Source organism: Paenibacillus sp. JJ1683, assembly GCF_053006485.1.
This window is the reverse complement of sequence record NZ_CM129820.1, coordinates 2376743-2395161: the sequence shown is the minus strand read 5'-3', so window position 1 is coordinate 2395161 and position 18419 is coordinate 2376743. Positions and strand designations below refer to the sequence as shown.

Below are 18419 nucleotides of genomic sequence, written 5' to 3'. Positions count from 1 at the left end.
GCTGAAATGTCCAAGTCTGTCCTTACTTCTTACTGCTGGAACCTTCTTTTTTCACATCCTCCAGGGACTTTGTGAAGTCCTCTCCAAGCCATTTGATGCTCAGCTTCGACAACGTGCCGTCGTCCTTCACTTCCTGAATGGCTTTGTCCAGGTCATCCGCCAATCCTTGCTCATTTTTGTTCAGTACATACAGCACATCCGATTGAGTCAAAGGATCACCGACGGTTTTCAGAGCTACTTCTCCTTTTTCATCGGTGTTAAAACGGTTCGCAAAGTCTGTCGTAATGGTCGCATCTATACGGCCGCTCGTAATTTGTTGCACCGTATCATTGGCTGCACCAGACGTATATACGATATTCAGAGCATCCCCGTGGGTTTTGTTATACTCTTTCAGCACATACGCCGCATTACTGGTTGGACTGGTAAGTACCTTTTTCCCTTTTAAATCATCAATGGAATGAATACTATTATTATCCTTCGCTACAGCCACTCTGTTCAGAAAAATGCTATACGGATTTTTGTTGAACAGATACTTGGCTTCGCGTTCCGGGTTTTTCTCCATTTGATGCGATACCAGATCAATCTTGCCGGCATCGAGACTGAGCAGCAGATTTCCAAAATCCATCGTTTTGAATTCAAACTCGTATTGAGGCAGGCGCTTGTCCAGCTCCTTAATCAGCTCCACATCAAAGCCTGTTAAATTTCCATTTTCGTCAATAAAGCATACATTTTTAAATTGAGTACCTGTGCCTACGATAATTTTCTTCACGTCTCCGCTTGAACCTGACGCACTAGACGTGTCATCTGAGGAACCGCAGCCTGCCAACACCAGAATGATTGCCATAACAGACAATATTGCAAACCACTTTTTCATATGAATCCCCCTCATCTCTTTGCATATCAGCAGTTTGCGACATACATGGTAGCTATAACATTTGATATTTTATAATTCCTATAAACTTAATTGGTTTTAGGATGTGATTAATTTAACACTTGGAAATCAATACGTCAATCCACCAACCTATAGAACTTTTCTATAACAAAACGGCCTCCCTGAAGCCTTCTGTCAGTGCATCTGCAAAATCCGAGGTCACTGCGCAGTCTTCTTTGGTCGCGATTATGCTAATCTGCATAGATACCCCAGCCACCTCCGGAACATGAATACGGAACAGCTTCTGATCCTTCACTTCGCGGTTCACACAGACATCCGGCAAAAAGGCAATGCCCGCCTGTTGCAATACCAGCTTTTTGGCCGTGACCACATTGTCTACCTGAAAAGCTATATCCGGTGGTTGCTCCAGTGATTCAAAAGATCGATGAATCCTCATCCAATCTAATGATCCGCACTCAAAAAACACCAGTGTTTCACGTTGGATATCCTGTATGCTAGCCTTACCTGTCTTCGTAAACGGGTGGCCTTCATATACATACAGGGAAATCGGGTCTTCATAAAAGGCAAGCGTACGAATAGCCGGATGCATCACTTTACGGACAAAACTAATGTCTACCTCACGGTTCAACAGCTTATGTACCAGTTGATCCGTCGTAGCCGTAACAATTTTGTAGTTGATTTCCGGATACCGAGCACGAAGCTGCTTTAATATTTCAGGAATAATGTAGTTCGACACCGATATCGTGCAGCCGATTCGAATTTGCTGAGGGGCTTTCTTGCGCTGTTGAAGTTTTTGCTTCCCTTTTTGCAGCACTTGGAGCATCTGCTCCGCATAAGGAAGGAACTTTCGTCCATCCTCGGTCAGAATCGTTTGTTTGCTTTGACGGTCGAATAACTTACACTCAAGCTCGCGTTCCAGCGTCTGAATCCGGGCTGTGACAGAGGGCTGTGACAAGAACAACGCTTCTGCCGCCTTATTAAAACTTCCATAATGATTCACGTATACAAAGGCTTCCATATTCTCGATATTCATACGCAAGTCCCCCAGTAAGTTTTATATACATTTATCCAATGAGTTAACTTGGTTTTTTTGTATCATAAAACTCACTGAACGACCTGTCAATGGAAATATTGAAAATATCTATAACTTTAACAGTTCATTTAGTTCTTTAACCGAACGGTCCAATCGTACAACCAACTCTTCGGACAATCCATATGCTCCACCCGGCAGGCGCTCGACCCACTGATCCACCGCATACACCCCACCAAGAATATGTCTTCCCCCCAGCGCGTTGAGCACCGGCTTCAGGGCGTAGTCAATGACCAGCAGATGGGCCAGTGTACCGCCGATAAATAAAGGCAAGACAGGCTTCTCTCTCAGACCTTCCTGCGGAACCAGATCCAGAAATATTTTCAATAGCCCTGAATAGGCGGCTTTATATACTGGCGAAGCCACAATGACGGCATCTGCGTCTGCAAGCAACGCAAGCGATGCTGTGACGTCGGGACTATTAAAGTTAGCTTTGATCAAATCCTCAGCTGGCAAGTCGACCACATTCAGTAATGTAACCTCTGCTCCAGCCTCCCGTAACTGCTTAGTTGCATAGTGAATCAAGCCGTACAAACGGGATTGTGTAGATGGACTGCCTGATAGGATGACAACCTTGGACATCTCATTCCCTCCTTCTGTTATGCGTCAACTTTCACTTTGGATCTGGCTGCTGTATAACGATTCTCAGGAATCGGTACGCCCAGGTTTTCACGCAATGTGCTAAATTCATAATCCTGACGGTAAATACCGCGCTCCTGCAAAATAGGCACAACTAGATTTACGAAATCATGTAGGCCCGTTGGTACGTCGGAACCGATAATGAATCCGTCTGCGCCTTTTCCTTCAAACCACTCTTGCACTCGATCCGCTACCTGCTCAGCAGTTCCAATAAAAGAGGTTCTCGGCGTAGCTGAACGTAATGCAACCTCACGCAGGGTCAAATTCTGCTCTTTGGCTGTTCGTTTGATTTTATCTGTACCGCTACGGAATGAATTACTGCCAATACCCTCAAGCTCAGGGAATGGCTCATCCAGCGGATATTGTGAGAAATCATGATGATCGAAGAAACGCCCCAAATATTTTAACGCAGCCTCGATCGTTACTAGATTGGTAATCTCCTCATACTTGCGTTCCGCTTCCTCTGGCGTACTGCCGATAATCGGCGAAATGCCTGGCAAAATGACAATATCCTCTTCTGATCTGCCATAGCGTACCGCACGTTCCTTCACATCACGGTAAAACTGCTGTGCTTCCTCCAAGGTTTCATGTCCTGTAAATACAGCATCCGCTTCCTTGGCAGCCAGGTTTTTGCCATCTTCTGAGGAACCCGCCTGGAAAATGACCGGCTGTCCCTGCTTGGATCGTCCAATGTTCAGCGGGCCCTGCACAGAGAAAAACTCACCTTTGTGGTTCAGTGTATGCAGCTTGTCGGGATCAAAGAATACGCCGGCTTCCTTATCACGAACGAACGCATCCTCTTCCCACGAGTCCCATAGTCCTTTGGTCACCTGCAAATATTCATCGGCAATTTTATAGCGCTGTGGATGCGATGGATGCTCCCCTTTGTTAAAGTTAAGAGCAGAACCTTCCAGCGGGGAAGTCACTACATTCCAGCCTGCACGACCTCCACTAATATGATCAATGGAAGAAAACTGGCGTGCTACCGTGAACGGTTCGCTATAGGAAGTCGACAATGTGCCGACCAGTCCAATATGCTTCGTCACCCCAGCCAAAGCAGACAAAATCGTAATTGGCTCAAAACGGTTCAGAAAGTGAGGAATGGATTTTTCGTTAATAAACAAACCGTCTGCGATAAATACGAGATCAAACTTCCCTTCCTCTGCCTTTTGCGCCTGCGTTTTATAAAATTCAAAATTAACACTGGCATCCGCCGGTACATCAGGGTGGCGCCAAGTCGTCATGCTTCCCCCAACACCGTGAATTATCGCACCCAATTTAATCTGTCTATTCTTAGCCATGGCTCTTCCACCTCTCTTGAATATAATTGTTATACCGCTTGATTATAACTTTCCAGCACTTTACCCAGCTCTTCCAGATCCGGGTTAAGAAGTGCTTCATATTTGTTATCTCCGCCTACCTCTACGACAGGAACATAGCGAATACCATATTTGGTCTCCAACACATCACGCAGTGCATCATTACCGTCCACTTGGATATTTTCATACGGCTGATTTTGGGATTTTAGGTACGATTTGATCTCTCCACAAAAATGACAGCCGGTTTTGCTCCACACTACAACTTTAGGTTTGGATGACATATACATACCTCCGCGAGTTTAATGTTTATAATCCCGATTGATTAAATATGAATTATATCTATAATGTATCCTGCTCCCTCCTTTCCGTCAATCACTTGACTAATAGACAATGGTAATTGAACGATAGAAAATTTTAATTTTATATTGCATTGAATCGGATAGGTGACAGCCTGTTATTTAAATTTGGGTAGATTAGAGTTTAAATGGGACTTGGCGCGGACATCCTTGGAATAGTAGCGCCCTTATGGCGAAATGAAATGAGGTTGGACAAATGCAGGAATGGACCATTGTAGCTTTACGTACGTTATTAGCCATCGTTATTCTTTTTGTGATTACCAAGATTCTCGGAAAACGTCAGGTATCACAGCTTTCCTTGTTCGAATATATAACTGGAATCACCATCGGTAACTTGGCTGCTTCTATCCCTTTGGAACGCGAATCCTCCTGGTACTTGGGTACTGTATCGTTAGCCGTATGGGTACTGACAACACTTGGCATTGAATTTTTGCAAATTAAAAGCAAGAAAGTCAGGGATTTATCAGATGGAAAGACGACAGTCCTAATCAAAGACGGCAAAATTTTAGAGGATAATCTGAGAAAAGAGCGACTCACCCTGGATGAACTCATGGAACAGCTTCGAAGCAAGAATGTATTCAAAGTAGCTGATGTAGAATTTGCTCTTATGGAAACTAGTGGCGAAGTTAATGTGCTGTTAACCAAAGACAAGCAGCCTGTGACGCTTAAGGATCTGAATATGCTGCAGCTACCGGAGAAGGAACCTACAGCAGTCATTATGGATGGACAACTTATGGAGCAACAAATGGCATACATGGGGATTACTCAGCAATGGCTGGATGCCAAGCTAAAGGAAAAGAGTCTAACGGTCAAAGATGTGTTTTTTGCCCAGGTGGACACACAAGGAGAACTATATATTGACCAATATAGCGATAATGTACAACAATCCAAGGTACAGGACTCTAATCAAGCCGTGCTGACTCTATTAGAACAGTGCACTACTGAATTGCAAAAGCTCGCATCTGGCTCCAGTGAGCAGCAAAGAAAACAACTATACGAACAATGCTCACAAAGTTTGAAAGAAGCTATACAGGAGATGAAGCCGGTAAATACATCTAACTCCTGAGCATATACACATAGCCCGTAAGAGTATAAGCATAGGAACAAAAAAAGGAGCGTCCTACCAGCCGTTTATGGCTTGGAAGACGCTCCTTTTGTAATTACAGGGCCAGTGCGCATTTCATGTTTACACTGTAAAAAAATAATCTCGTTCTACCTTGCTCACTCTTAAACCGAATGCTGTATACCACTCGGATTTCCCTTTCTCCTGTGCGACCTTGTGCAGCTCGTTATCCTTCCAATGTTTTATAGCGTCCAAGGACTCCCAATAGGACACTGTGAGGCCCACTCCGTTTTGGTCACGAACACTTTCCACACCTAGAAAGCCAGGCTGCTTGGCAGCCAGTTCCACCATTTTGTCCCCCATCTTTCCGTATCCACCATCCCCTTCCGAACGTTCAGAAGTAAAAATAGCTGCATAATAAGGGGGCTGTGGTGTCTTTGCAATTGAACTCATAGGTACCTCCTAGAAATTAATGATTAATCGGCATTTTTCTCAAGTTCGATTATAACCACAAAGCTGAGATAAAAAAAATGAATATATATGATACTATGTATGAATATATTTCATTCTAAGTTGGAGGACATATGAATTTGTTTAAATATAAGGTCTTTCTTAGCGTAATAGAAGCAGGAAGCTTTACCAAAGCAGGAGAACTTCTCAATCTTACACAATCCGCTATTAGCCATGCCGTTTCCGCTTTGGAGCAGGAATTGGGCCTGACTCTATTAATTAGAGGACGTTCAGGCATCCAATTGACCAGCAACGGAGAACGTCTGATGAAACATTTCAGAGAAATCATACAAATGAATGAAAAGCTGTATCAAGAGGTCGCCCTCATCAAAGGATTGGAAACCGGAACTGTAAAGATAGGTACATTCTCAAGTGTTTCCATCCATTGGTTGCCTGGGATCATCCAAAAGTTTAACGAGCAGTTCCCACTTATTGAACTAAAGTTGCTCGACGGGAACTACCATGACATTGAAAATTGGATAGCCAGCGGAGAAGCTGATTTTGGCTTCGTTAATCTGCCTACTCTCGATGGACTGGAAGTATTACCGTTAAAAAAAGAAAGAATGCTGTGCGTACTTCCATCTAATCATGTGCTTCGGGAGCAAACAAGCATACGTGTGGATCAGCTTCTCCATGAGCCCTTCATTATGCCGGCTTCAGGCTGTGACACAGATGTACAGAGAATTTTTTCCCAGCATAAGCTTGTTCCGAAAATCAAATATGAATTAGAAGATGATCATGCCATTATGGCTATGGTGCAAAATGGCCTGGGCGTAAGTATCCTGCCCGAAATGATTTTAGTTCAAAACCCTTATGAAATTTGTATTCGGCCCTTGGATGGACCATATTTCCGTTCCGTTGGTATCGCTACTGCCTCCTCAAAGAACATGGCTCCAGCCGCCAAAAAGTGTATGGAGTTTATTACTGAATGGATCAACTAGTTTCTTCCTGTTGGCCAAGGCAACGGATTCTCAAAGCTGGACCAGTCCATTTCCATTTCGCTATCGTTCAGCAGACATTCATCTAGCTCTTCTTCCAAGTTCAGCCGATTCATTCCGATACCGATCATAACGATTTCGTTCAAGCGGTCTCCCCATTGCTCATCCCAATGGTCCAGAACCTCAGGGTTGGCCGCGACGATTTCCTGCTGTTCTTCTTCTGGCAACGCCGCAAGCCAGCTTCCCGCTGGACCAAATTGAATAGATGGCCCTGCCTGGCTGATACTCGCTGCCCAATCCTGGGGGGCTGCAATCCAGGCCAAACCCTTGGCGCGAACGATTTCCTCCGGCCAGTAGCTCATAAATTCTGCCAATCTTGCAGGATGGAACGGTCTTCTGCGGCGATAAACAAAGGAATTGATTCCATATTCGTCCGTCTCCGGTGTGTGGCTTTCCAGCTCCAACTCGCGAATCCATCCAGCGGATTGACTAGCTTTGTCAAAGTTGAACAGCCCCGTATTTAAAATGTCCGTAGGCGTGACCTTTCCCTTGGAGGTGCGAATGATTCGGGCTTCAGGCTGCAATCTCCGCAGCACACCCTCCAGCTTGTCCAGCTCTGCGGGCTGAACCAGATCGCACTTATTCAGAATCAATACATCACAAGTTTCAATCTGGTCAATTAGCAAGTCCGAGATATCACGTGTGTCATCTTCTCCAGTAGCCTGCTTGCGATCCAGCAGCGTTTCTCCTGATTCAAAGTCATGCCAGAAACGGTTCGCATCGACTACAGTCACCATACAATCCAGTTTTGCCAGCGAAGCTAAATCAATGCCTGTTCCTTCATCAGCGTATGTGAAGGTTTGAGCGATGGGTACGGGTTCACTGATGCCTGTAGATTCGATTAATATATAATCAAACTCACCTTGTTCCGCCAGCTTCTTGACCTCAAGTAATAAATCTTCACGCAATGTACAGCAAATACAGCCATTAGACAACTCGACGAGTTTTTCTTCTGTTCGGGACAAGCCGCCCTCTTTTTTAACCAGCTCGGCATCTATATTCACTTCACTCATGTCATTAACGATGACTGCTACTTTCATTCCGTCTCGATTGTTTAATACATGATTCAGAATCGTCGTTTTTCCTGCACCCAAATACCCGCTCAACACGGTTACCGGGATTGGTTTCTTATTCATTGCTGGTGCACTCCCTTTAATATTGGTTTATTATTGTTTTTAATCGTAATTATTACTATTAAATCAGCATTCAGAAATATACATTATTCCTTTTGCTTTGTCAACTGTAAAGAAACTCTTGAAATGAATGATCTTGAGTCATTAATATGAGAAATAACGACACTTAAAGAATTAGGAGAATGCTATGCGCTCAATCTGGTTAGGTGTGTTTGCAGCTTTCTTTTTTGCTTTTACATTTGTTCTCAATCGGTCTATGGAGCTGTCTGGAGGAAGCTGGATCTGGAGTGCTTCGTTACGTTATCTGTTTATGGTTCCTATGCTGTTTGTCATTGTCATGGCCCAGCATAAGCTTAAGCCTCTGTGGAAAGTTATGAAGGAACAACCGGGAAGGTGGCTGTGGTGGAGCTTCATTGGATTTGGGTTATTTTATGCTCCGTTATGCTTCGCATCGGCATATTCACCGGGTTGGTTGATCGCAGGAACTTGGCAAATAACCATTATTTCCGGTTCTTTGCTTGTTCCTTTATTTGCTGAGGTTGTGCATACGGAGAACGGACCTGTCAAAGTGCGAGGAAAAATCCCTATCCAAGGACTATTGATGTCTCTGATTATTTTAATCGGAATTATTGTGATGCAGGTCGAACAGTCGCAATCTATTTCTACTCAAGATTTTTTATTCGGTATATTGCCTGTCATACTGGCTTCTTTCGCATACCCTTTAGGTAATCGTAAAATGATGGAAGTTTGTGCGGGGCGGTTAGATGCCTATCAACGTGTGCTCGGAATGACTATAGCCAGCCTGCCTTTTTGGTTATTGCTTTCGTTATACGGGGTTTTTAGCACAGGATTGCCAAGCAAGGATCAGACCATACAGTCTGCTCTGGTGGCCGTGTTCTCAGGGGTCATTGCTACGGTTTTATTTTTTAAAGCTACAGATCAGGTACGTGGAAATATGCAAAAGCTGGCCACAGTAGAAGCCACACAATCGCTGGAAGTGCTTTTTGCACTAATGGGGGAATTAATCTTTTTGTCTATCCCCATCCCATCTGCTTGGTCATGGCTGGGAATGTTCATCGTCATCCTTGGTATGAGTCTGCATAGCTATGTATCACATCAAAAAACGACTGTTCAGCAAATACGATCTAAAAAGGCAGATTCCGTTTAATGCAAAAGCAGCAGATCATAGAAGAGGCTTCTGATCTGCTGCTTTTTGCCGATTTATGATCAATCCATTACCAAGCGTAGGCTTCTGGTGCAGGTTTTCCCGGACCCGGGAAAATCTCATCCAGCTTGGCAAGCACATCTTCACTTAATTTAACCTCAGGTACCCGCAGCGCATCCTCTAACTGTTCTAATGTACGTGGTCCGATAATTGGAGCCGTCACGGCCGGATGAGATAGCACCCAAGCCAGGGCAATCACGTCTTCCTTTTCGCCCAGCTCGCGGGACAACGCTGCAAATTGCTCCAGCTTCGCACGATTCTGCTCTACCTTTTCCTTGGCACGTGCGCTGCGGGAACCAGTACCTGCTAATGCATTGCGTCCCAGCAGTCCGCCCGCCAACGGACTCCATGGAATCACACCCAGACCCAGCTCTTGAGCTGCCGGTAATACTTCAAGCTCAGCTGAGCGTTCGTTCAGGTTGTACAAATGCTGCTCCGAGACCAGTCCCAGAAAACGCCGTGCCTTCGCTTCGGCCTGCGCCACCGCAATGTGCCAACCCGCAAAATTACTGGAACCGATATAGCCAACTTGTCCCCGATCCACTACGGACTCGAATACGCCCCATAGCTCATCCCATGACACGTTGCGGTCAATGTGATGCATTTGATATAGCTCTATATGGTCTGTTTGAAGACGTTTCAGCGACGCATCCAAATGACGGCGAATTTTGTATGCAGATAAGCCCGACCCTGCATTGGGTCCGTCATTTTCATTTTTCATGTCTCCATATACCTTGGTCGCCAATACGACCTTCTCGCGTCTTCCACCACCCTGTTGGAACCATCGTCCGATAATTTCTTCTGTCCAGCCTTTACGGTCATGGCCATATACATTAGCCGTATCAAAGAAATTAATGCCCGCATCCAGCGCGGCATCCATAATTTTAAAAGCATCCTTTTCTTCAGTTTCCGGTCCGAAATTCATTGTGCCTAGACATAACCGACTAACCTTCAAGCCTGACTTTCCTAAGTATGAATATTCCATACTATCTCCCGCCTTTGCTTAAGGATTTTTTTAAATTCCGAAAAATTGCATAAAAAAAGACCATACCTACTTTATTCACCAGAATAACCCCCTTTGAAACACCCCAAAATGCATTTGAAAAGGTAGATAGCATATGCAAAAAAGCCTCCGCACCATGCCGAAGCATTACATGCGGAGGCCACCCCTACATACTACACGCCGAATGTTAAGAAAGTGACTTTACGGCGGAGCCGCTCACCTCAGCCACCGTAACTCACTCTCTTTTTAACAATCAAGGAATTAATTTTGTTTCTTTCGCTCGCTCTGCCATTTTCTTCGTATGCTTGCTGAGCGGCTTCTTAAGTACTAATCCAAACAAGAAGCAAATTCCGATAAACACAAACAGCATCACTACATCTCGTGTTACCGTTGAAGGCAACATTCCTCCTACCGTTTCCCGTAGTAGACTAACCGCATAGGTGAACGGTACGAACGGATTCAGGGTCTGAAAGAAAGCTGTACTCGTCGCAATAGGAAATGTGCCCCCTGAACTGGAGAATTGGAGCACCAGCAGGATGACTGCCAGACCCTTCCCGATATTGCCGAACACCGAAACCAAAGTATAGGTCATGGCCGTAAATACTAGACTGATCAGCATAGAGGAGAGTACAAATGCTACTTTGGCATCCACATATGTTCCCAACAGGAACAAATCACCGAGAGATACGCTCAGCGCCTGAAAAATACCAATTGTAGAAAACGTCATGAGCCGTCCAAAATACACCTGGTAGCTTTTATATTGACCTTCCGGGTCATCCACATCTACCCTGAACATGGAGACCAGCAGCATCGCACCTACCCAAATCGATAATGTAGTGTAAAAAGGTGACATCGCAGAACCATAGTTAGGAATCGGGTATATCCGCTCCTGCTTCAGTGATACCGGACTACCGAGGAAATCACTTTCCTTTTTTACATCTCCCTTAAGCAACGCAATAGCTCTTCCGAGGGCATTTTCGCCCTTAAGCTTACGGATCGTGTCTGCTGCCTGACGTATGGAATCCTCGGCAGCAGGAAGATCGGTTCTGACAAAATTGGCTACCTGGTGTACCGCTTTTTCAGCTTCAGGAAATTTGTTTTCAATCAAATCCGCCATTTTAACAAACTGTTGTTCCGCTTTCGGCAAATCATTACGTACAAAGTCTGCCGCCTGATGAATTTTACTTTTAACCGTTGGCAAATCGTGCTTCACAAAGTCTGCTGCTTTGTTCACAGCATTCGTAAACTCGCCCATGCGTCCCTGAATCGTCGTAGCGGCTTCATGCAGCTTTTGGCGATATTGTGGCAAGTCCTGCTGGAGACGTGTTAGCTCTTGCTGCCCGAATTCGGCTGCGACCTGTGCGTCATTTAATAGCTTTTCAATATTCGGGAGCTGCTCTTGAGCTGTGGTCAACACATTGGCAGAATTGCGGGCAACGGATTTGATTTGATCCAGCGCCTTTTGAATGGCAGGAGCATATTCCGTATCATAATTGTCCAAAATGCTGTCAATTCCGCTACTGATTTCTCCTGCAAGGCGGTCAGCATCATCCAGCAGATTTTGGGCAGGCTTCTCACCACGCTGAATAGCATCCCCAATGCTAGTGACCGTGCTATTCAATCGGCGGAAGCGATCCTCTACCCCGTTTACCCGGGAAATAAGTGATTTCAGTGGCTGGCTAGGCAAATATCCGTTCACACGGTTCAGCAGTTGAGAAATATGGTCCAGCACACCTACGGCAGTCGTGAGCCTACCGCTAATCCGATTCGCCGCAGCTTGTGCTGCTTTAGGATCAAAATCCACACCACGAATGATGCCTGTAATCTGTGAAACTTCATTCGCAATTTGTTGCACCAGCTGTAAATCTTCTTTAACTATGGTTCCGATCGAATCAAGCGCACCTTCGTTTTTATCCAGAAAGTCAAGTATACCAGTTGTAAAATCCTTGCCTGTATCGGCTATTTTCTGTACTTCCGGCAGTGCTGTCCGGGCAGCATTAATGACCTTAAGGGCCGTTTGCGTGTCCTCCAAGGCGGTAGCGAGTGCACTTTCTACCTTACTGAAATTCTGATCCAGCTCAACAATTCGATCACCGGCTTTTTGAATATCGGGCAGTTTTTTTTGTATATCCAAAATAACTGCGGCCACCTTGTCCAGCTCAGGCAGGTTTTTGTCAATTTTAAGCACCAGGTCGCCAGCTCGGTTGATTTCAGGAATTTTTTCCTTCAATGCAATGATCTTTTGGCCCTGAGCCTTAATTTTCGGTAAATTCTGCTCCAGCTCTAATGCCTGCTTACCCAACCGATCGATATCAGGCAACCGATTATTCAGCTCCAACACCCGATTCTCAATGTTGCGAATCGTCGGCAACTCCTCTTCCAGCTTTACTCCGGCTTCCTTTAATTTCGTCAAAACCGCCTGGCTGGCCGTTTCAATAAAGTTTTGGCTAATTTGGTTTGTCAGAGAGGTTGCCCCTGAAGAAGTAATTTTCGGAGCGACCGCGTTGATTTTTTCATTCACAGCATAATCGATCTCCGGCTTCTGCGGATTTTCTGTAAGCACACTCGTAATTTTCTCTGAAAAATCTTTTGGGATCAGCAGGCTGGCATAATAATCACCGTTCAGCACCCCTTTTCGCGCCTCCGCTTCATTGACAAAAGTCCAACCCAGCTTCTTGTTATTTTGAAGGCTATGTATAACCTCGTCGCCGATATTAATCTTTTTACCATTTACCTCAGCACCCTGATCTTGGCTGGTTACTGCAATTTTAATACCTGATGTATTCGCATATGGGTCCCACATTGCTTTCAAATTCACCCATGCGTAGACGGAAGGCAAAAGAATGATGCCAATGACTAATAAAGTCCCGGTCGATACTTTGAATACATTTTTCCAGTCTGTTAAGTAGATTTGCCATATCTTCCGCAACTTCACCACTCCTCATATGTACATTAACCTATCGTCCAGTGTTGTATGCACACGTATTGTAAACGATTTGAGCGGCTGAAGCGAATGTAATAAACGAACTCCATTTGCAGGCATAGCCTCCAGCGAATAAAAAGCACCCTATTTATTGATTTGGGGACTGCCCCCCATTTGTGAGACAAGGATCAAAACATTGGTTCTTCGCCATTTCGATACCACCTCATTCATGTTTGTAGCTGTGCCTTATTCTTTATTCCCAGTTGCTCCATAACCTCTCTTATCGAAACTCTTGCCAATCTCATTTCAATAGCTTTGATAACTCACTCTCGTTGCTAACGTAAAAACACCTCCAAGGTTATCTTCATATCTTACGACATGGCTTGATTCTCTTGAAGGTGTTTTGATTTGTCTCACGTTATGAGGGCTGTTCCTCTTAAGCTGAAGGCAGTTCTTTCTTTAGTTTGCGTCTTAGTTTATATTTTGCCAGCAACATATAAAGAGACGGTACCACAAATAAAGTAAGGAGTGTAGAAAACAGCAAACTGCCAGTTACCGCGATTGGAATCATGCAGCCGACCACGTTGATCGGTTGCCTTTTAAGTTTTATTGAGTTATCGTCTCCCGTTAGCTTAATAATGCATTGCTATCGATTTGATACAATATGCTGATCATTTTGATGCGCATCTTCATTAAAGTAATGTTCAAACTGTTTTTCCATTTTATCGGCTACCAAGTTTGTGTGGCGTGAATGCACAATTGCTGTAATGACAAAATAAAGGGAAACTATTGTTAGAAAAAAATAAAGTATATTCATCGAAAAACCCCTCTCAGAAGGTAGATGATCGAAGATTGTATGGTTCCATTTGACTTTATGTGAGCTGCATTTTTATTTTATAAAACTATTGGTCACTTTTTCTTACCATTCAACTTGATCAAAACGCATGTCTTTATAGTAGAACTCCCTATCATGATCCGTAATCTCACGAAGAACTCTGCATGGATTTCCAACAGCTATTACATTCGCAGGGATATCCTTGGTTACCACACTACCAGCACCAATTACACTCCCTTTGCCAATCGTGACTCCTGGAACAATAATCGCTCCGCTCCCGATCCATGCCCCATCCTCAATGACCACTGGTAATGCAAACATCCCGCCTTCTTTGCGCTTTTCTGGATGTACAGGATGATTCGTTACAGCAATCGTTACATTCGGGCCAAACATGACATCATTACCAATCGTAACTTTATAGTCGTCAACCACGGTTAGATTGAAATTGATATATACATTATTTCCTACGGTCGTATTTGAACCATAAGACATGCGAATTGGCGGCTCCATCCATACATTTTCTCCAATGCTTGCAAAGAGTTGTTTCATTAACGTTTTGCGCATTTCAACATCATCCGGATGCAAATTATTAATTTCATAGCATATTGCCTTACCACGCTGGCGTGCTTTCGCCAACTCTGCAGCCTCTTTCGGATAATTAGCATCGTGATCTGTAAATAATTGTTTGCTAGCCATTCGTTCTTGGATATTCATGCAACATTCTCCCTTATAAATGCTTGTATTTATTAGAGTAAATTGCATAACCCTTAGTTATGATCAGGTTTATGCAAAGTTTCTAGTTATGTTGTTAAGCCACTTAAACTGTCGATATCGAATAAAAGCAATGGGTAATTTAATCATCTCGTCTAAGCTGATGACGATATACAAAAAGATAGGCGGCACTTGCCAAACAAAAGCACATAGGTAACTAAGCGGCAGAATAATAAGCCACATGACAACAGTGTCGCACCAAAATCCAAATTTGGAATCCCCACCAGCCGTAAATATACCCGCTATAGTTGTGGAGTTTAAAGATTTAGCCATACAATAATACGCACTAATGTAAAGCATTCCATCTAGGTAACTTTGAGCAATTGAATTCAAATTGACGATGGAGTATACCAATGGTTTAATGAACAGAATCGTGCAGGCTGCAATAACTCCAAATATCAAAGCATAAAAACACATTTTGTTGCCCGCATGCTTTGCCTTCTCGATGTCACCCTGTCCCAAATACTTTCCAACAAGTACAGAGCCTCCAGTAGCTATGCCTCCACAGAGAACAACTGCTAGGTTTTTAACTACAGACGCTATCGAGTTAGCTGCTACCATATCGGAGTTCACATGGCCAATAATTGCAGCCGTAGCGGTAAGAGCTCCTCCCCATACAATATAATTCCCCTGTACAGGCAGAGTATATTTTAAGAAATCTTTTAATAAATTTCGTTGAATGCCATCACGTACAGGCAAACGAAAACGAATGCCCCCCTTGGTTACGGAGTGAATCATACAACATACTAGTTCAATAATCCGTGCTAAAACCGTGGCAAGAGCTACTGCGGAAATGGCCAGTTCGGGTCTTGATGGGAATAAAATAAAAATGCAAAAGGCATTGAACAAAATGTTTAAGATCAAACATAAGGAGCTAATCCACGCACTGAGTTTTGCATTTTCCATACTTCTAATCACACTGAGATACATCTGCGATATTCCCATCACGAGATAAGAAAAGGAATTCATTTGTAAAAACTTTGAGCCATATTGAATCAGTTCAGTATCATTGGTGAATAAATACATAAGTGCCTCTGGAAGAAAGAAGGAAGTCAAAAAAAACAAAATGGAGATACAAAAGGAGAACATGCAAGCAATACTAAGAATGCGCTGTATGGTTAGTAAATCCTCCCTTCCCCAGTATTGCGCAGTCAGGATACTTGCCCCCGCTGACATCCCCATGTAAAACAATGTTAATGCAAAAGTAATTTGCCCTGCGAGTGATACGGCTGACATTGCAGATTGACTAATCATACCCAGCATAAATACATCAACGGATATCACGGTTGCTGATATTAAATTTTGTAATGCAATGGGAATGACGAGCATCATTAACTCTCGATTAAAATCACGATTGCTAGATCCTCTAAATTGTATACGGTTTCTCACCTATACCCTGTCCTCTCGTTGATTTCCACAATATAAGAATAGGATAGTATCATTGTTATTTCCATTAAAATTGGCTATAATTTTATAAAAATCGTATATATTCAAAGGATGATTTTGTTGATGACAAATTTAGAGGTGTTTTCTGATTTATCAGAACGTTTAAATTATAATATTCCTGATTTACCACTTTACGTAAGAAAGGGAAGCCTTCATCAATTTAACAATCATACAGCAGTAGCGCATTGGCATGTGGACGTGGAGTTTATCTACGTATTAAAAGGAGCGATGGATTTCTCTGTTAATGGAACTATCACTCGATTGCAGCAGGGAGATGGACTTTTTGTGAATAGCCAACGTTTGCATTTCGGTTATTCTCTTGCAGACCACAACGATTGTTTATTCCTTGTCATCGTCATTCATCCGTCTATCCTTGGTGTAAAGCCTTCATTTGTTCAAACATACTGGGGGGATAAGTTTAGTTTAATGATGGATGATTTTGTCGTGCTTACAAATCAGATTGATTGGCAGCAAAGAGTATTACTTTCCATTCAAGAAATCTATCAGGAAATGCACAAGGACCATACTCCTCCCAATCCGCTTCGTCTGGCATCACAAGCTTTATCTTTGTGTGCTACTATAGGGGATCATTTGCAACCCATTTCTGGGCAATCTGGAGTATTGACACATGTTCAGGAAATGACTCGTTTCATTCATCAAAACTATGATAAAAAAATAACTCTTGAGGAGATCGCATCTGCAGGAGCCGTTTGCAGAAGCCGTTGCTGTACATTATTTAACAAATATGTGGGCCAGACGCCCAACAACTATGTCACTCAATATCGCCTTCAAAAAAGTTGCGAAATGTTAAAAGAAACACGAAGATCCATTAGTGAAATCGCACTTGCCTGCGGTTTTCAAAGTGCTAGCTATTTTTCGTCCATTTTCCATAAACAGATGGGTGTAGTTCCGCAAAATTATCGAAAACAAGTTTCGAATAACGATTCAACTTGAATGGAAGTAATACAAGCCGATTTGAAATCATCTGGATTACAACAGTCTTCCAACTCAAATATTATTTTGTCAAAAGCGTAATATAGAAATTCAAACAATAAGGAGTACGGGCACTGCAACTCAAATGATAAAAGAGCGGGGCAATCACACCATTGCCCCGCTCTTTTACAGAATACAATACCATTTGACAGACAAGGGTCACTGCAAATCCAGTATTTTTTGAATCGTGAGAAGAACACCATTTTCTTCGTTTGACTTAGTAATGAAGTTTGCTGCCTTTTTAGTATTTTCACAAGCATTACTCACCGCAAAACTGTATTTCGCGATTGCCATGAGTTCCACATCATTCTCGCCGTCACCAAATGACATTGTTTCCTCGTATGTGACGTCCAACATTTCTTGCAGTTTCTTTACTGTCTCACCTTTATGCGTATGCAATGCCGTGATATCCAGCCATCTAGCTTCAGAATCAACAATATAAATTTGTCCACCCAACGTATTCTCAACATGTGCTCTTAATGCTGTACTTCGCCCCTCCGTGTCGAAGACCGTGATTTTGATAAAACGGCTATCTATGTTTGCAAAAGAGTCTGTTTTTAATACACGTTCATAGGAGCCTTTAACAACTTTATACATATCTTCTGAAATGGAAGAATGAACGTACGCAGCATCACTTGCACATACAATAAGCGTCATATTGTTGTCGAAGTCTTGAATTTGATCAATCGCCTGTAGAGCTAGATCCCGATCAATACTAAACTCTTTAACCACTTGGCCATCTTTTTTAATTCGAGCAGCACTGTCACCCAGTATCCAAACTCCCTTGCCATGTTCGTCAAACAATTTTTCAACACGTTCACATTGTTTACCTGTACATGCGACAAATGTGACTCCTTTTTGCTGCATCTCTGCATAAACTTTTTTGAAAAGTTCGACATCGTACTGACTTTTATTGTTCAGAAATGTTCCGTCTAGATCCGTGACTACAAGTTTAATCATACTTATGCCCTCCAGTTTTTTGCTTGTCTTTTTTGTCTTTTTGATTGAAATGATCTACATGTTTCACTTGCATGTTTTCCACAAGAATTTGAATTTTTTGCGAATATACAATTGCGCTGATGATAAAATACGAACCTATCAAAATGCATGTGGTCAATATAATTCCCACTAATATTCCCATGAGTATTCGCTTCCTGTGAAGTTCATAAAGGTCTTTTTTTAGATACTTTATAATGAATCTTTAAAAAGTATCTAAAAAAATT

The 18419-nt window shown here is 43.1% G+C and carries 17 protein-coding genes; 4 read left to right on the top strand and 13 right to left on the bottom strand.

The window, feature by feature from the left end:
- Window positions 1-22: 22 nt before the first annotated feature.
- The 5 genes from ACUC6J_RS10635 to ACUC6J_RS10615 all read right to left on the bottom strand — a co-directional run bounded on the left by ACUC6J_RS10635 (window position 23) and on the right by ACUC6J_RS10615 (window position 4221).
- Window positions 23-874: a transporter substrate-binding domain-containing protein gene (locus tag ACUC6J_RS10635; RefSeq protein ID WP_016821109.1), complete on the bottom strand. Its 852-nt coding sequence runs from the start codon at window positions 872-874 to the stop codon at window positions 23-25.
- A 160-nt stretch (window positions 875-1034) separates the two neighbouring features.
- Window positions 1035-1925, bottom strand: a complete 891-nt coding sequence (locus ACUC6J_RS10630) for a LysR family transcriptional regulator (RefSeq protein ID WP_025364723.1) — start codon at window positions 1923-1925, stop codon at window positions 1035-1037.
- A 108-nt stretch (window positions 1926-2033) separates the two neighbouring features.
- Window positions 2034-2564: an NADPH-dependent FMN reductase gene (ssuE, locus tag ACUC6J_RS10625; protein WP_447250149.1), complete on the bottom strand. Its 531-nt coding sequence runs from the start codon at window positions 2562-2564 to the stop codon at window positions 2034-2036.
- 17 nt (window positions 2565-2581) lie between these two features.
- Window positions 2582-3922, bottom strand: coding sequence for an LLM class flavin-dependent oxidoreductase (locus ACUC6J_RS10620; RefSeq protein WP_017428369.1), 1341 nt, complete (start codon window positions 3920-3922; stop codon window positions 2582-2584).
- A 29-nt stretch (window positions 3923-3951) separates the two neighbouring features.
- Window positions 3952-4221, bottom strand: coding sequence for a glutaredoxin family protein (locus tag ACUC6J_RS10615; RefSeq protein ID WP_447250148.1), 270 nt, complete (start codon window positions 4219-4221; stop codon window positions 3952-3954).
- A gap of 271 nt (window positions 4222-4492) precedes the next feature.
- Here ACUC6J_RS10615 and ACUC6J_RS10610 point away from each other — a divergent pair, with 271 nt between their 5' ends.
- On the top strand, window positions 4493-5362 hold the full coding sequence (locus ACUC6J_RS10610; RefSeq protein ID WP_019687077.1) for a DUF421 domain-containing protein: 870 nt from the start codon (window positions 4493-4495) through the stop codon (window positions 5360-5362).
- 120 nt (window positions 5363-5482) lie between these two features.
- Here the strand turns inward: ACUC6J_RS10610 and ACUC6J_RS10605 are convergent, their stop codons facing one another.
- The gene (locus ACUC6J_RS10605) at window positions 5483-5812 is read right to left on the bottom strand and encodes an antibiotic biosynthesis monooxygenase family protein (protein WP_151255782.1); all 330 of its coding nucleotides are present in this window, start codon (window positions 5810-5812) and stop codon (window positions 5483-5485) included.
- A 131-nt stretch (window positions 5813-5943) separates the two neighbouring features.
- Here ACUC6J_RS10605 and ACUC6J_RS10600 point away from each other — a divergent pair, with 131 nt between their 5' ends.
- A complete protein-coding gene (locus ACUC6J_RS10600; protein ID WP_447250147.1) occupies window positions 5944-6810 on the top strand; it encodes a LysR family transcriptional regulator in 867 nt (288 codons plus the stop codon).
- On the opposite strand, the gene ACUC6J_RS10595 is transcribed toward ACUC6J_RS10600, so the two are convergent.
- Entirely contained in the window at window positions 6807-8003 is a 1197-nt protein-coding gene (locus ACUC6J_RS10595) for a GTP-binding protein (protein WP_025364720.1), read from the bottom strand. The two genes, ACUC6J_RS10600 and ACUC6J_RS10595, sit on opposite strands and share 4 nt — an antisense overlap.
- A gap of 184 nt (window positions 8004-8187) precedes the next feature.
- Between ACUC6J_RS10595 and ACUC6J_RS10590 the strand changes: the two genes are divergently transcribed.
- Window positions 8188-9168, top strand: coding sequence for a DMT family transporter (locus ACUC6J_RS10590; RefSeq protein ID WP_031463380.1), 981 nt, complete (start codon window positions 8188-8190; stop codon window positions 9166-9168).
- Between the two features lie 67 nt (window positions 9169-9235).
- Here ACUC6J_RS10590 and ACUC6J_RS10585 read toward each other — a convergent pair whose 3' ends face one another.
- The 4 genes from ACUC6J_RS10585 to ACUC6J_RS10570 all read right to left on the bottom strand — a co-directional run bounded on the left by ACUC6J_RS10585 (window position 9236) and on the right by ACUC6J_RS10570 (window position 16146).
- Entirely contained in the window at window positions 9236-10210 is a 975-nt protein-coding gene (locus ACUC6J_RS10585; RefSeq protein WP_016821099.1) for an aldo/keto reductase, read from the bottom strand.
- A 271-nt stretch (window positions 10211-10481) separates the two neighbouring features.
- On the bottom strand, window positions 10482-13157 hold the full coding sequence (locus ACUC6J_RS10580; RefSeq protein ID WP_447250146.1) for a YhgE/Pip family protein: 2676 nt from the start codon (window positions 13155-13157) through the stop codon (window positions 10482-10484).
- Window positions 13158-14070: 913 nt separating this feature from the next.
- Window positions 14071-14700: a sugar O-acetyltransferase gene (locus ACUC6J_RS10575; RefSeq protein ID WP_017428360.1), complete on the bottom strand. Its 630-nt coding sequence runs from the start codon at window positions 14698-14700 to the stop codon at window positions 14071-14073.
- A 69-nt stretch (window positions 14701-14769) separates the two neighbouring features.
- A complete protein-coding gene (locus ACUC6J_RS10570; RefSeq protein WP_447250145.1) occupies window positions 14770-16146 on the bottom strand; it encodes an MATE family efflux transporter in 1377 nt (458 codons plus the stop codon).
- A 120-nt stretch (window positions 16147-16266) separates the two neighbouring features.
- Between ACUC6J_RS10570 and ACUC6J_RS10565 the strand changes: the two genes are divergently transcribed.
- Window positions 16267-17157, top strand: a complete 891-nt coding sequence (locus ACUC6J_RS10565; protein WP_447250144.1) for an AraC family transcriptional regulator — start codon at window positions 16267-16269, stop codon at window positions 17155-17157.
- Window positions 17158-17355: 198 nt separating this feature from the next.
- On the opposite strand, the gene ACUC6J_RS10560 is transcribed toward ACUC6J_RS10565, so the two are convergent.
- Together ACUC6J_RS10560 and ACUC6J_RS10555 are read right to left on the bottom strand one after the other, a co-directional pair.
- Window positions 17356-18156: a Cof-type HAD-IIB family hydrolase gene (locus ACUC6J_RS10560; protein WP_447250143.1), complete on the bottom strand. Its 801-nt coding sequence runs from the start codon at window positions 18154-18156 to the stop codon at window positions 17356-17358.
- On the bottom strand, window positions 18149-18337 hold the full coding sequence (locus ACUC6J_RS10555) for a hypothetical protein (RefSeq protein ID WP_016821091.1): 189 nt from the start codon (window positions 18335-18337) through the stop codon (window positions 18149-18151). The genes ACUC6J_RS10560 and ACUC6J_RS10555 overlap by 8 nt, the downstream gene beginning before the upstream one ends.
- Window positions 18338-18419 lie beyond the last annotated feature (82 nt).

Bases quoted from the DNA above. Each gene is read 5' to 3' on its own strand.
- ACUC6J_RS10635 (WP_016821109.1), bottom strand. From the start codon at position 874: ATGAAAAAGTGGTTTGCAATATTGTCTGTTATGGCAATCATTCTGGTG.
- ACUC6J_RS10630 (WP_025364723.1), bottom strand. From the start codon at position 1,925: ATGAATATCGAGAATATGGAAGCCTTTGTATACGTGAATCATTATGGA.
- ssuE (WP_447250149.1), bottom strand. From the start codon at position 2,564: ATGTCCAAGGTTGTCATCCTATCAGGCAGTCCATCTACACAATCCCGT.
- ACUC6J_RS10620 (WP_017428369.1), bottom strand. From the start codon at position 3,922: ATGGCTAAGAATAGACAGATTAAATTGGGTGCGATAATTCACGGTGTT.
- ACUC6J_RS10615 (WP_447250148.1), bottom strand. From the start codon at position 4,221: ATGTCATCCAAACCTAAAGTTGTAGTGTGGAGCAAAACCGGCTGTCAT.
- ACUC6J_RS10610 (WP_019687077.1), top strand. From the start codon at position 4,493: ATGCAGGAATGGACCATTGTAGCTTTACGTACGTTATTAGCCATCGTT.
- ACUC6J_RS10605 (WP_151255782.1), bottom strand. From the start codon at position 5,812: ATGAGTTCAATTGCAAAGACACCACAGCCCCCTTATTATGCAGCTATT.
- ACUC6J_RS10600 (WP_447250147.1), top strand. From the start codon at position 5,944: ATGAATTTGTTTAAATATAAGGTCTTTCTTAGCGTAATAGAAGCAGGA.
- ACUC6J_RS10595 (WP_025364720.1), bottom strand. From the start codon at position 8,003: ATGAATAAGAAACCAATCCCGGTAACCGTGTTGAGCGGGTATTTGGGT.
- ACUC6J_RS10590 (WP_031463380.1), top strand. From the start codon at position 8,188: ATGCGCTCAATCTGGTTAGGTGTGTTTGCAGCTTTCTTTTTTGCTTTT.
- ACUC6J_RS10585 (WP_016821099.1), bottom strand. From the start codon at position 10,210: ATGGAATATTCATACTTAGGAAAGTCAGGCTTGAAGGTTAGTCGGTTA.
- ACUC6J_RS10575 (WP_017428360.1), bottom strand. From the start codon at position 14,700: ATGAATATCCAAGAACGAATGGCTAGCAAACAATTATTTACAGATCAC.
- ACUC6J_RS10565 (WP_447250144.1), top strand. From the start codon at position 16,267: ATGACAAATTTAGAGGTGTTTTCTGATTTATCAGAACGTTTAAATTAT.
- ACUC6J_RS10560 (WP_447250143.1), bottom strand. From the start codon at position 18,156: ATGATTAAACTTGTAGTCACGGATCTAGACGGAACATTTCTGAACAAT.
- ACUC6J_RS10555 (WP_016821091.1), bottom strand. From the start codon at position 18,337: ATGGGAATATTAGTGGGAATTATATTGACCACATGCATTTTGATAGGT.